9 protein-coding genes and 2 pseudogenes are annotated in these 12,876 nt (G+C 65.2%); 5 read left to right on the forward strand and 6 right to left on the reverse strand.

Annotation, left to right across the window (positions count from 1 at the left end):
* Positions 1-220 precede the first annotated feature (220 nt).
* Positions 221-496, forward strand: coding sequence for a DUF2790 domain-containing protein (locus IRZ77_RS15200; RefSeq protein WP_135002794.1), 276 nt, complete (start codon positions 221-223; stop codon positions 494-496).
* Complete coding sequence (locus IRZ77_RS15205) at positions 486-1,022, forward strand: thioredoxin family protein (protein WP_075044653.1); 537 nt, start codon at positions 486-488, stop codon at positions 1,020-1,022. Before IRZ77_RS15200 ends, IRZ77_RS15205 begins: the two co-directional genes overlap by 11 nt.
* Positions 1,023-1,154: 132 nt before the next feature.
* Here IRZ77_RS15205 and IRZ77_RS15210 read toward each other — a convergent pair whose 3' ends face one another.
* Together IRZ77_RS15210 and aroQ are read right to left on the reverse strand one after the other, a co-directional pair.
* The gene (locus IRZ77_RS15210) at positions 1,155-2,003 is read right to left on the reverse strand and encodes a shikimate dehydrogenase (RefSeq protein WP_046615674.1); all 849 of its coding nucleotides are present in this window, start codon (positions 2,001-2,003) and stop codon (positions 1,155-1,157) included.
* Entirely contained in the window at positions 2,000-2,449 is a 450-nt protein-coding gene (gene aroQ, locus IRZ77_RS15215; protein WP_046615673.1) for a type II 3-dehydroquinate dehydratase, read from the reverse strand. Before aroQ ends, IRZ77_RS15210 begins: the two co-directional genes overlap by 4 nt.
* A gap of 231 nt (positions 2,450-2,680) precedes the next feature.
* Between aroQ and IRZ77_RS15220 the strand changes: the two genes are divergently transcribed.
* Genes IRZ77_RS15220 through IRZ77_RS15230 form a run of 3 tightly spaced genes read left to right on the forward strand, consistent with a single transcriptional unit; the run spans position 2,681 to position 8,289 of the window.
* Positions 2,681-3,934, forward strand: a complete 1,254-nt coding sequence (locus IRZ77_RS15220) for a TolC family protein (protein WP_196173842.1) — start codon at positions 2,681-2,683, stop codon at positions 3,932-3,934.
* Positions 3,927-5,126: an efflux RND transporter periplasmic adaptor subunit gene (locus IRZ77_RS15225; RefSeq protein ID WP_196173844.1), complete on the forward strand. Its 1,200-nt coding sequence runs from the start codon at positions 3,927-3,929 to the stop codon at positions 5,124-5,126. Before IRZ77_RS15220 ends, IRZ77_RS15225 begins: the two co-directional genes overlap by 8 nt.
* 16 nt (positions 5,127-5,142) lie before the next feature.
* Positions 5,143-8,289: an efflux RND transporter permease subunit gene (locus tag IRZ77_RS15230; protein ID WP_196173845.1), complete on the forward strand. Its 3,147-nt coding sequence runs from the start codon at positions 5,143-5,145 to the stop codon at positions 8,287-8,289.
* Between the two features lie 98 nt (positions 8,290-8,387).
* On the opposite strand, the gene IRZ77_RS15235 is transcribed toward IRZ77_RS15230, so the two are convergent.
* The 4 genes and pseudogenes from IRZ77_RS15235 to IRZ77_RS15250 all read right to left on the reverse strand — a co-directional run.
* Positions 8,388-9,725 carry an MFS transporter gene (locus IRZ77_RS15235; protein WP_046615669.1) on the reverse strand — a complete coding sequence of 446 codons (1,338 nt, stop codon included), beginning with the start codon at positions 9,723-9,725 and terminating at the stop codon, positions 8,388-8,390.
* 264 nt (positions 9,726-9,989) lie between these two features.
* Positions 9,990-12,139 (reverse strand): annotated as a pseudogene (locus IRZ77_RS15240) (TonB-dependent receptor).
* A gap of 70 nt (positions 12,140-12,209) precedes the next feature.
* Positions 12,210-12,620, reverse strand: a complete 411-nt coding sequence (locus IRZ77_RS15245) for a DUF2946 domain-containing protein (RefSeq protein ID WP_046615667.1) — start codon at positions 12,618-12,620, stop codon at positions 12,210-12,212.
* Between the two features lie 105 nt (positions 12,621-12,725).
* Positions 12,726-12,854 (reverse strand): annotated as a pseudogene (locus IRZ77_RS15250) (ParA family protein); the annotation flags it as partial.
* Positions 12,855-12,876: the final 22 nt, after the last annotated feature.

The following is a 12,876-nucleotide window of genomic DNA, read 5'->3' on the forward strand; positions in this document are numbered from 1 at the left end:
GTACAGGGAAGGAGGCTGTTTTTAGGCTTGCGCTTTGATTCAAACAACTGATTTTACAGGGTTTTCCTGGTATTTGAGGGGTGTCCCCGGCATGTGTACAGATACAGGAGGAAGCACATCACAGCTTCGGCGACACATACGGGATACCTGGCCGGCGTGAAATGGCTCTCGACCGGGGAGCACAACTCCCCACCCTCAAGCGATACACAGGAGAGATGCCATGAACTTCAATACCTTCGCCCGTGCCACCCTGTTCGCCGTGCTCAGCTTCGGCGCCCTTGCCGCCCAGGCCTCCACGATGCCAATGGACGATACCGGGGTCATGCAGTACCGCTACGGTGACCACCTGGATGTGAAGAAAGTGCTGTCGATACAGGATGACCAGAGTAACGCCTGCGGCCTGGTGAACACTCGCATGGACTACCTCGACTCCAAGGGCCAGCAGCAGAGCGTGCAGTACCGCACCTACGCCACCGGCGGTTGCCATGAGAATTGATCGCCGCTTGTTGTTGAAGGTTGGTGGCATTGCCCTGGCGCTGGCCGGCCTGGGCCTGGCTGGGCACCTGATGGCCCGCGACAGCTACGGTGCCATGCCGTCGCTGTCGGGAGCCAGCCAGTGGCTCAATTCGGCGCCGCTGGATGGCCCCGGGCTCAAGGGCAAGGTGGTGCTGGTGGACTTCTGGACCTGGGACTGCATCAACTGCCGGCGCAGCCTGCCCCATGTGAACGAATGGGCGCGGCGCTATGCCGACCAGGGCCTGGTGGTGGTGGGCGTGCACACGCCGGAGTACGACTACGAGCACGATGTAGGCACCTTGCGTGACAAGGTGGCCAGCTTGGGGATCGGTTACCCGGTGGCGGTGGATAACGACTACAAGGTGTGGAATGCCTGGGGCAACCAGTTCTGGCCGGCACACTACTTTGTCGACCGCAAGGGGCAGGTGCGCCATGTGCACTTTGGCGAGGGGGATTATGGGGGGCAAGAGCAGGTGATACAGGCGTTGCTGGATGAAAAAGGGTGAGTTGTCTGTGCCGGCCTCTTCGCGGCGGTTCGACGACTCGATGAACCCGCTTCCACAGATACTGCACCGTTTGCAGACTTGTGCGATCCCTGTGGGAGCGGGTTTACCCGCGAAGAAGCCAACACCGATCCGTCAGGTGAAACTGGCAAAATGCGCCTGCATCCGCGCCGCATCCGCCTGGCGCCCGCTGAACAGCTCGAACGCCTTCACCGCCTGGAACACGGCCATGTTGCTGCCGTCCAGGGTGCGGCAGCCCAGTGCCCGGGCGGCACGCAGCAGTTCGGTCTCAAGCGGGAAGTAGATGATCTCCGCCACCCACAGGCGTGCATGCAGCAGCTCCACCGGCAGCGGCGTGCCCGGCAGCTTGGCCATGCCTACCGGCGTGGTGTTGACCAGCCCGTCCGCCTCGGCCAGGGCCGTGGCCAGGTCGGTGCCGACCACGGCGCGCCCGGCGCCGAAGTGGGCATTCAGGTTGTCCACCAGCGCCTGTGCACGGGCCGCGTCCACCTCGAACAGTACCAGCCGCTCGACCCCTTCACCGAGCAGGGCATGGGCCACGGCCGAACCGGCACCACCGGCACCCATCTGCACCACCTGGTGCCGTGCCACATCCGGCAGGCCACGGCGCAAGCCTTCGGCAAAGCCCAGGCAGTCGGTGTTGTGGCCGACCCGCTTGCCGTCCTTGAGTACAACGGTGTTCACCGCGCCGATGCCACGGGCTTCGTCCGACAGTTCGTCGAGTAACGGCAGGATCGCCTGCTTGAACGGGTAGGTGATGTTGAGCCCGGTGAAACCGGTGTGCTGGGCGGCGTCGAGCAGGCCGGGCAGTGCGCTGTCGTCCAGTTGGAGCTGGTCGGCATCGATCAGCCGGTACAGGTAACGCAGCGCCTGGGCATCACCTTCGTGTTCGTGCAGGGCAGGAGTGCGCGACAGCTGGATGCCGCGGCCGATCAGGCCGGCAAGGATGGCTTGCTGGCTCATGCGCTGCGCTCCTGCAACATTTCGGCGAAGTGGCTGATGGCCATGCGGTAGCCATGGCTGCCCAGCCCGCAAATGACCCCGACAGCGATGGACGATATGAACGACAGGTGACGGAACGGTTCGCGCTTGTGCACGTTGGACAGGTGCACTTCGATGACCGGCACTTCACTGGCCACCAGTGCATCGCGGATGGCTACCGAGGTGTGGGTCCAGGCACCGGGGTTGATCACGATGCCGGCACAGCGGCCACGGGCAGCATGGATCCAGTCGATCAGTTCGCCTTCGTGGTTGGTTTGGCGGAATTCGATTTCCAGGTCATGGGCATGGGCAGTATCGGCGCAACCCCGGGCCAGGTCGGCGAGGGTTTCGTAGCCGTACTGGGCAGGCTCGCGGGTGCCCAGCATGTTCAGGTTGGGGCCGTTGAGCACGAGAATAATGGGCTTCATTACGGGCATCGCTTTGTTGTTGTTGGATGCACCTAGTTTTGTACCGTCTAGTTAGTTTAGTCAATTGGACTAAACCGCTGTACCGGGAAAGTGGGCGATTATCGAACCCTCAGCATGTACATACCCCTGTAGGAGCAGCTGGATTACAAAATTGTAATTTTCCCGCCACCGCTCCGATAAGCACGGCTTTCTAAAGTCCCTCGCCAAAGCTCGCCGACGAGGACCTTTTCCGTGCCCATCCCCCGCAAGACCGCCTTGCTCAGCCTTTTGCTGGCGGGTGTCGCCAGCGCCCAGGCCAGCCAGAGCCTGAGCCTGCCCCAGGCGCTTGACGCCGCCTTTGCCCAGAACCCGGAGTTGGCAGCGGCCAGCCGGGAAATCGGCATTGCCGACGGCGAGCGGCGCCAGGCGGGGCTGATCCCCAACCCGGAACTGTCCTGGGAGGTCGAGGACACCCGCCGGGACACCAGCACCACCACCGTCACCCTCAGCCAACCGCTGGAGCTGGGTGGCAAACGCGGCGCACGCATTGCCGTGGCCGGTGCCGGTCAGGCCATTGCCCAGCTGGACCTGGAGCGCCAGCGCAACGGCCTGCGCGCCGATGTGGTGCAGGCCTTCCACGCGGCCCTGCGCGCGCAGACCGCGCTGGAGCTGGCGCAGCAATCGCAGGCGTTGACCGAGCGTGGGCTGCGGGTGGTGCAGGGGCGGGTGAGTGCTGGCCAGTCATCGCCAGTGGAGGCTACCCGAGCCCAGGTGCAGCAGGCGCAGGCCCAGGCCGAAGTGCGCCGTGCGCAAACCCAGCGCAGTGTGGCCTACCAGGCCCTGGCACGGTTGACCGGTAGCCCGCTGGCAAGCTTCGACCAGTTGCTGGCAGCCAACCTGTCCCCCGGTGATGCGCCCAGCGCCGACACCCTGCTCGACCAGGTCGAGCAAACGGCTGAATGGCGCCTGGCCGCCGCCCAGGTCGAGCGCGGCGAAGCTTCTCTGGGGTCGGAAAAGGCTCTGCGCATTCCCAATCTCACCGTCAGCCTTGGCAGCCAGTACAGCCGCGAAGACCGCGAGAGGGTCAATGTGGTGGGCCTGTCGATGCCCTTGCCGCTGTTCGACCGCAACCAGGGCAACGTGCTGGCCGCGGCCCGCCGTGCCGAGCAGGCGCGTGACCTGCGCAACGCCGTGGGGCTGCGCCTGCGCAGTGAAACCCGCAGCGCCGTCAGCCAGTGGGCCACGGCCATGCAGGAAGTGCAGGCCTATGACCGCACCATCCTGCCGTCTGCCCAGCAGGCCGTGGACACCGCCACACGTGGTTTCGAAATGGGCAAGTTCGCCTTCCTCGATGTGCTCGACGCCCAGCGCACGCTGATCGAGGCGCGCGGGTTGTACCTCGACGCACTGGCCTCGGCGACCGACGCGCGGGCGCAGGTCGAGCGGATCTATGGCGACCTCGATGGCCTGAGCAACAAATTGAACAGCAGGAGCAACAATGACTAACCCACGCAAGATAGCCATTCTGGCTGCCACCATTGCCGCGCTTGGCCTGGGTGGCCTGGCCTGGACCGGCAACCTCGGCAACGCCTCAAGCACTGAAACCCGGCACGACGACCACGGCGAAGGCAGCCACGGCCACGGCGAGGAACAGGCCGGCGAAGGTCACGAAGAAGAGGCGGGCAAGTTGCACCTGTCCATCGCCCAGATCGAAGCTGCCGGTGTGCAACTGGCCGATGCCGGCCCTCGTGAACTGGGCACCGCCATCAGCTTCCCGGGTGAAATCCGCTTCGACGAGGACCGCACCGCCCATGTCGTGCCACGCGTGCCCGGTGTGGTCGAGTCGGTGCAAGCCGAACTGGGCCAGGCGGTCAAGCGTGGTGAGGTGCTGGCGGTAATTGCAAGCCAGCAGATTTCCGACCTGCGCAGCGAACAACAGGCTGCCCAGCGCCGCCTGGAACTGGCGCGCCTGACCTTCCAGCGCGAACAGCAGCTGTGGCAGGAACGCATCAGCGCCGAGCAGGATTACCTGCAGGCCCGTCAGGTGTTGCAGGAAGCCGAGATTGCCTTGGCCAACGCCCGGCAGAAAGTCGCCGCCGTGGGCCCGGCCGGCGCCGGCAACCGCTATGAACTGCGCGCGCCGTTCGATGCCGTGGTGGTGGAAAAGCATCTGACCGTGGGCGAGGTGGTCGATGAGACCAGCAATGCCTTCACCCTGTCTGACCTGAGCCGGGTCTGGGCCACCTTCGCCGTCGCCCCGCGCGACCTGGACAAGGTGACAACCGGCCGCAACGTCACGGTCAGCGCGCCGGACCTGGGCGCCCGGGTCGAGGGCAAGATCAACTACGTCGGCAGCCTGCTCGGCGAGCAGAACCGTGCTGCCACTGTCCGCGCCACGCTGGCCAACCCCAACGGCGCCTGGCGCCCAGGGCTGTTCGTCAATGTCGCGGTCAGCGTCGAACGCTTCAACGCCGCTGTGGTGGTACCGCAAAGCGCACTGCAAACCTGGGAGGAGCAGACCGTGGTGTTTGCCCGTACCGAGGAAGGTTTCGAGGCCCGCCCGGTAACGACCGGCCGCCGCGATGCCGGCCAGGTAGAAATCACCACCGGCCTTGCCGCCGGCACGCAGGTGGCCGCTGCCGGCAGCTTTGTCCTCAAGTCCGAGCTGGGCAAAGGCTCGGCCGAGCACAGCCATTGATCACGGGAACGCCTGCATGTTCGAACGCCTGATCCAATTCGCCATCGAGCAGCGCCTGGTGGTGATGCTGGCCGTGGTCCTGATGGCCGCGGTGGGTATCCACAGCTACCAGAAACTGCCGATCGACGCTGTACCGGACATCACCAACGTCCAGGTGCAGATCAATACCGCCGCGCCCGGCTATTCGCCGCTGGAGACCGAGCAGCGCATCACCTTCGCCATCGAGACCGCCATGGCCGGCCTGCCGGGGCTCAAGCAGACCCGCTCGCTGTCGCGCTCGGGCCTGTCGCAGGTCACGGTCATTTTCGACGACGGCACCGACCTGTTCTTCGCCCGCCAGCTGGTCAACGAGCGCCTGCAAGTGGCGCGTGAGCAGCTGCCCGACGGCATCGAAGCGGGCATGGGGCCGATTTCCACCGGGCTGGGTGAAATCTTCCTGTGGACGGTGGAAGCCGAGCAGGGCGCGCTGAAGGAAGACGGCACGCCCTACACCCCGTCCGACTTGCGGGTAATCCAGGACTGGATCATCAAGCCGCAGCTGCGCAACGTGCCCGGGGTCGCCGAGGTCAACAGCATCGGCGGCCATGCCAGGCAATACCTGATTGCACCGGAGCCCAAGCGCCTGGCGGCCTACAAACTCACCTTCAACGACCTGATCGCGGCGCTGGAGCGCAACAACGCCAACGTCGGCGCCGGCTACATCGAGCGCAATGGCGAGCAGTTGCTGATTCGCGCGCCAGGCCAGGTGGCCTCGGCCGAAGACATCGCCAACATCGTCATCTCCAGTGTCGATGGCACGCCAATCCGCGTCAGCCATGTTGCTCAGGTTGGCCTGGGCGAGGAACTGCGCTCGGGCGCGGCCACCGAAAACGGCAGGGAAGTGGTGCTAGGCACGGTGTTCATGCTGATTGGCGAAAACAGCCGCACGGTGTCGCAGGCGGTTGCCGCCAAGCTGGTCGAGATCAACCGCAACCTGCCCAAGGGCGTAGTCGCGGTGACGGTGTACGACCGCACCAACCTGGTGGAAAAGGCCATCGCCACGGTGAAGAAGAACCTGGTCGAAGGCGCCATCCTGGTCATCGCCGTGTTGTTCCTGTTCCTGGGCAACATCCGCGCTTCGCTGATCACCGCCATGGTCATTCCGCTGTCGATGCTGTTCACCTTAACCGGCATGTTCAGCAACAAGGTCAGCGCCAACCTGATGAGCCTGGGCGCACTGGACTTCGGCATCATCGTCGACGGCGCGGTGGTGATCGTCGAGAGCGCCATCCGCCGCCTGGCCCACGCCCAGCAACGCCATAGCCGTATGCTGACCCGCACCGAGCGCTTCCATGAAGTGTTCGCTGCCGCCCGTGAGGCCCGTCGGCCGCTGATCTATGGCCAACTGATCATCATGGTGGTGTACCTGCCGATCTTTGCCCTGACCGGCGTGGAGGGCAAGATGTTCCAGCCTATGGCCTTCACCGTGGTCATTGCGCTGCTCGGTGCCATGATCCTTTCGGTTACCTTCGTGCCGGCGGCAATTGCCCTGTTCGTCACCGGCAAGGTCAAGGAAGAGGAAGGCCTGATAATGCGCACGGCGCGTCAGCGCTATGCCCCGGTGCTGGCCTGGGTGCTGGGCCGGCGCAAGCTGGTGTTCGCCGCCGCCACCACCCTGGTGTTGTTGTCCGGGTTGATGGCCAGCCGCATGGGTAGCGAGTTCATCCCCAGCCTCAGCGAAGGCGACTTCGCCCTGCAGGCCCTGCGCGTGCCGGGCACTAGCCTGTCGCAGTCGGTCGACATGCAGCAGCGCCTGGAACAGGCGATCATCGCCCAGGTGCCGGAAGTGGAGCGGGTGTTTGCCCGCACCGGCACCGCCGAGATCGCCTCTGACCCGATGCCGCCGAACATTTCCGACGCCTATGTGATGCTGCGTCCGCGTGAGCAATGGGTCGACCCGGGCAAGCCGCGTGATGAGCTGATCGCCGACGTACAACGTGCCGCCGCCAGCGTGCCGGGCAGCAACCACGAGCTGTCGCAGCCGATCCAGCTGCGCTTCAACGAGCTGATTTCCGGGGTGCGCAGCGATGTGGCGGTGAAGCTGTTCGGTGATGACATGGACGTGCTCAACCGCACAGCCGCGCAGATTGCCAGCAGCCTGCAAGGCGTGCGGGGCGCGTCCGAGGTAAAGGTCGAGCAGACTACCGGCCTGCCGGTGCTGACCATCGATATAGACCGCGACAACGCGGCCCGCCATGGCCTGAACGTGGGCGACGTGCAGGACGCCGTTGCCATTGCCGTGGGTGGCCGCACGGCCGGCACGCTGTACGAAGGTGACCGCCGTTTCGACATGGTGGTGCGCCTGTCGGAAACCCTGCGCACCGATGTCGACGGGCTGGCCAGCCTGCTGATTCCGGTGCCGGCCGGTTCGGCTGCCGGTGCCGGGCAAATCGGCTTCATCCCGCTGTCGCAGGTAGCCACGCTGAACCTGCAGCTGGGGCCGAACCAGGTCAGCCGCGAGGATGGCAAGCGGGTGGTGGTGGTCAGTGCCAACGTGCGTGGACGTGATCTGGGCTCGTTCGTCGAAGAGGCCGAGCAGACGCTGATCGAGCAGGTGCAGATACCGCCGGGTTACTGGACCCGCTGGGGTGGCCAGTTCGAGCAGTTGCAGTCGGCGGCCGAGCGCCTGCAGGTGGTGGTGCCGGTGGCCTTGCTTCTCGTCATGGCGCTGTTGCTGATGATGTTCAACAACCTCAGGGATGGCCTGCTGGTGTTCACCGGCATCCCGTTCGCCCTTACCGGCGGCGTGCTGGCGCTGTGGTTGCGGGGCATCCCGTTGTCCATTTCCGCTGGCGTGGGCTTCATTGCCTTGTCGGGAGTGGCGGTGCTCAACGGCCTGGTGATGATCGCCTTTATCCGTGGCCTGCGGGAGCAAGGGCGCACGCTGCGGGCCGCGGTCGAGGAGGGCGCGCTGACACGCTTGCGGCCGGTGCTGATGACGGCACTGGTGGCGTCGCTGGGGTTCATCCCGATGGCCTTGGCTACCGGGACCGGGGCCGAGGTGCAAAGGCCGCTGGCGACCGTGGTGATTGGCGGGATTCTGTCCTCCACCGCACTGACCTTGCTGGTGTTGCCAGCGTTGTATCAATGGGCATATCGGCGCGAAGAGGTGCAGCAGGACTGAGAAGTTGGGGCGGCTGTGCAGCCCATCGCCCTCAAGCCAAGTGCAATCCTTGTGGGAGCTGGCTTGCCGGCGATGGGCCGCAAAGCGGCCCCAAATTCTCAAACAGTACGACGAGCCCCAGCCCTTGTACTGTCGCCACCAGCCTCATCATGCAACGAAATCCGCGAAGTCTCCGGCAACGCCAACCCACCCACCAACGCCACCAGCGCAATCACCACCAGGTAGAACGCAGGTGCCAGGCTGCTGCCGGTCTGCCCGATCAGCCAGGTTGCAACCAGCGGCGCGGTACCGCCAAACAGCGTATAGGCCACGTTGTAGGTAATTGCCGAAGCGGTATAGCGGGTGCGGGTAGGGAAGCTTTCCGAGAGCAATGCCGCCGTGACAACACCACTGCACAACGCCCCCACCGCCAGCAGGATCACCCCCAGCAGCGCGCCGGACATCGAGCCGGAGCTGGCCAGCCAGTACGCCGGGAACACGCACAGCATCACCCACAGGCAGGTAAAGCCGATGGTCTTGCGCCGGCCGACGCGGTCCGAGAACGCCCCGGCCAGCGGGCAGCCGACCGCGGCGAACAGCAAGGCCACGGTGGTTACCAGCAGCGATTGCGCGCGGGTCAGGTTGCCGACCAGTTGCAGGTAGGTGGCGAAGTAGGTGGTGAACATGTAGAACGACAGCGCGGTCAGCGAGATGAAGGCCCCCAGGTTGCGGATCGCCCGGCCATGGTTGCGCAAGGTCTCCTTGAGCGGCGAATGTTCATGCTCCTTGCCCTGGGCGATGGCTTCGCGGAACGCCGGGGTTTCTTCCATGCGCCAGCGCAGGTACAGGCCGACCAGCCCCAGCGGCGCGGCGATCAAGAACGGGATGCGCCAGCCCCAGGCGTTCATCGCCTCGGCCGACAGGCTGGCTTCCAGGCCATAGGCGATCACTGCCGCGCAGGCAAAGGCGGAAAAGGTCGACACCGGCACGAAGCTGCCATAGAAGGCGCGCTTGTCGTTGGGGGCGTGCTCCATCAGGTAGGCGCAGGCCCCGGCATACTCGCCACCGGCCGAAAAGCCCTGCAGGCAGCGCGCCAAGGTCAGCAGCGCGGGGGCTGCCAGGCCGATGCTGGCGTAGGTTGGCAGCAGGCCGATGAGGGTCGTCGAGCCGGCCATCAGCAGGATGGTCAGCGACAGGATGCGCTTGCGCCCCAGGCGGTCACCCAGCGCGCCGAACACGATGCCACCCAGCGGACGCAGGGCGAAGGCCACGGCGAACACCGCAAAGGTCTTGAGCAAGGCCACGCTGGCGTCTTCGCTGGCGAAGAACTGGCTGGCGATCAGGGTAGCGAGAAAGCCGTAGACGGCGAAGTCGAACCATTCGACGAAATTGCCGATGGCCGAGGCGGCGATCACCCGGCGCAGGGTGGCGGGGGATACCTCGTGAGGTGCGGGCATGCGAGTGCTCTCCGGTTCCATTGGCAGGCATGATGAAAGTGGCGCGGTCGGGCTGCGCCATCATTGTTGTGCTTGCCAGTAGATAGCCGGGCGCTGGAAGGCGCTTTGTCGAGGGCGACCTCGGGATACCTGAATCAACCGAACATGGTGGGATGCCCCTTGATGGCCCTATCGCCGGCAAGCCAGTTCCCACAGAATTTGCACCGCACTCAAGGCTTGTGCAGTACCTGTGGGAGCTGGCTTGCCGGCGATAGGGCCTTGCGCTCAGAAACGCATGTCCAGCGCCAGTTCGAAGGTGCGCGGCGGCCCCATGTAGTACTGGCTGTTGTAGGCCTGCTTGGCATACACCTCGTCGGTCAGGTTACGTACCCGCCCGGTCAGCGTGGTGTGTTCATCCAGCCGGTAGCGGGCGAACGCGCCGAACAGGGTGTACGCCGGGGCCTTGAGGCTGTTGGCGTTGTCGGCATACACCGAGCCCACGTAGCGCGCGTCTGCCCCCAACGACCACGCCGGGGTCAGGCTGTAGTTCAGCCACAGGTTGGCGACGTTGGCCGGTACGTTCACCGGGGCGTTGCCCTTGCGCGATACCGACACGCCGTTGACCGCCTCGTTGAACTCGTCGTACTGCGCGTCGACATAGGCATAGTTGGCCTCGGCCAGCAGCTTCGGCGTCACCTGCAGGCGCCCGGACACCTCGACACCACGCGAGGTCTGCTGCCCGGCCTGGACTGTCTGATTGGCGTCGTTGGAGTCGCGCACGGCAAAGTCCTTGCGCACGATCTGGTACAGCGCCAGAGTCGCCGCGCCGCGCCCGTCGAGAAAGTCGAACTTGCTGCCCACTTCCCACTGCTCGCCCTTGGACAGGTCGAACAGCCCGACGTTGGAATAGGTCGCTGCCGCCAGCGAGCCGGCCGGCAAGTCGGCAGAGGTACTGTACTGCGCATAGACGCTGGCGGACGGGGTCAGCGCATAGGTCAGGCCGATACGCCCGGAAAGCGGTTCCCAGCGCCGTTCGAAGAACGCCGGCGAGGTTGGCGTTACCGCGCCGTAGTTGGTCACCTGCATGTCCAGGTAGTCGTAGCGTAGCGCGGTCAGCAAGGCCAGGCGCTCGGTGAGTTGCAGGCGGTTTTCGGCAAACACCGCGCGGTTGATCACCTCGTGGCGGCGTTGCTTGGTCAGGCCGGCATTCACCCCGGGGATGTCGTCGAAACTGCCGGGGTCGAAGTGCTCGGCATCGACCACGTCGCTCCAGCTGCTCGAGGTGGGGTAGAGGGTCTGGCGCATGCGCGAGTACTCCAGCCCCAGCGACCACTGGCTGGCCAGGCCGAACAGCTGGTTGTCATGGCGCAGCTCGATGCGATCGCCCAGCAAGTTCTGGTCGTGGCGCTGCAGATAAGGGCTGCTGCGTCGTACCCTGCCATCGTCGGTGTAGCTGTAGCGTTCGAGGTTGCGGTAATCGCGCTGGGCGTTGTAGTGGTAAAGCGTGTTCTGCACGCTGGTGCTGTCGCTGAGCTGGTAGTCGAGGATCGAGCGTAGCCAGCGTACCCGCTGCTCGTAGCGCCCGTCGCCGACGTTGTAGTTTTCGAAGCGGCGGCTGTTGTCGATCTTCATCGTGCTGCGCCCGGGCAGGATCGGCGAGCCCCAGTAAGGGCTGTCTTCGCGGTCTTCCTGGTATTCCAGGGCCAGGGTGTGGGTGAGGTTGGGCGTCAGGTCGCTCAGCAACGAGAGGGCCAGGCTGTCGGTGTGCCGTTCGTTGCGGTCGACGTAGCCGTTGCCATGCCCGCGGCTGAAGTCCAGGCGCATGAAATGGCGGGCATCGGCGGGGTTGCTGGCCAGTGCCTGGTTGATGCCGAACGCCACTTCGCTGTCGTCGAAGCTGCCATGGCGGATACGGCCGTCGATGGTCTGCTGGTCGCGGCTGGCCAGTTTGGTGATGTAGTTGATCGAGCCGCCCACCGCGCCCGCACCATGCAGGAACGACGATGGCCCGCCGATCAGTTCGACGCGGTCGAGCACCCAGGCATCCACTGGCCGCGTGGCGCTGCTGTAGCCCAGGTTGATGCCGTTGTACAACTGGGTAACCTGGTTCTGGGTGAAGCCGCGGTAGGCCACGAAGCCGCCAAAGCCGGGGTTGGCCGAGGCGTTGACGCCGGTCATGGCGTTGATCACGTCCTGGCTGTCCTTGCGCCGCGCTCCTCGATCAGGCGGCGGTCCGAGACACTGACCGAGGCCGGCGTTTCCCGCGCGGTGAGGCCCAGGCGCGAGCCGGTGCGGATCGGCTCGTCCAGTTGCACGCCGCTGGCGGCGTCGCGTTCACCGTCAATGGTGGTGGCGCTCAGTTCCACCGGGGCAGCATCCGCCCAGGCAAGGTTGCAGGTGCCCATGAGGAGCACCAGGGAGGTATTGCGAAGCATGTTGGTGTGTCTTCCACGCAAAGGTCATGGCTGACCGCGAGCGCGCGCAGTCAGGCGCGCCCGGCTGAGGTCAGGCGAAATGAAGTACGGCTGCGGGGAAAGCGACGGGGGAGGCGCGGGGGTTGAGGGCGGGGCGTTGATAGCGCGGCGGCGGTTGCGCCCAGCTGCGCACCACGATGGGCGAGCTGGCCACGGCTTGCGTAGGGGTGAACGACCAGCCGCCGCTGCTGAGCGGCACGGCCAGGCCGAACGAGGAGCACACCGGGCAATCGAGCTGGGCCATGTGCTGCTCGCCGCCGGCGCCGTCCAGGTCGATGGCAACGCCGTGTTCGCTGTTGATCGAGCAGAAACCGCCTTCCAGGCCGGCCAGGCGCAGGCCACCCATCTGGCCATGGTGCAGGCCGCACAGAACCAGGCTGAACAGGACGCAGGCGTAGAGTGTCCAGGCGGTCAGCGTGCGGGTATGCCGGGTGATTTTCATGGCGGCGAATCTACCATCCGGATGAACGGTCGGGTAGTGGTTCTGGCTTGATATTTCGGGGCTGTTTTGCAGCCCATCGCGACACAAGGCCGTGCACGGCTTTCAAAGGCGGCGTGGTTTTGTGTTGATCTTGAACTTGCTCTCCAGCTTGCCTTGCTGGTCGCTGAGGTCGGGGCTGGCGGTCCCCAGGTGCAGGTTGCGATAGCGGGTTTCGGTGATCGCCACCCGGTGCTTTGTCCTTGAGGGCAGCAGGTTA

This window comes from Pseudomonas pudica (assembly GCF_015680405.1).
GTDB lineage: Bacteria > Pseudomonadota > Gammaproteobacteria > Pseudomonadales > Pseudomonadaceae > Aquipseudomonas > Aquipseudomonas pudica.

Excerpts from the sequence above, each read along its gene's own strand:
- IRZ77_RS15245 (WP_046615667.1), bottom strand. The coding sequence starts at position 12,620 with ATGAAAATCACCCGGCATACCCGCACGCTGACCGCCTGGACACTCTAC.
- IRZ77_RS15235 (WP_046615669.1), bottom strand. The coding sequence starts at position 9,725 with ATGCCCGCACCTCACGAGGTATCCCCCGCCACCCTGCGCCGGGTGATC.
- IRZ77_RS15200 (WP_135002794.1), top strand. The coding sequence starts at position 221 with ATGAACTTCAATACCTTCGCCCGTGCCACCCTGTTCGCCGTGCTCAGC.
- IRZ77_RS15210 (WP_046615674.1), bottom strand. The coding sequence starts at position 2,003 with ATGAGCCAGCAAGCCATCCTTGCCGGCCTGATCGGCCGCGGCATCCAG.
- aroQ (WP_046615673.1), bottom strand. The coding sequence starts at position 2,449 with ATGAAGCCCATTATTCTCGTGCTCAACGGCCCCAACCTGAACATGCTG.
- IRZ77_RS15225 (WP_196173844.1), top strand. The coding sequence starts at position 3,927 with ATGACTAACCCACGCAAGATAGCCATTCTGGCTGCCACCATTGCCGCG.
- IRZ77_RS15230 (WP_196173845.1), top strand. The coding sequence starts at position 5,143 with ATGTTCGAACGCCTGATCCAATTCGCCATCGAGCAGCGCCTGGTGGTG.
- IRZ77_RS15205 (WP_075044653.1), top strand. The coding sequence starts at position 486 with ATGAGAATTGATCGCCGCTTGTTGTTGAAGGTTGGTGGCATTGCCCTG.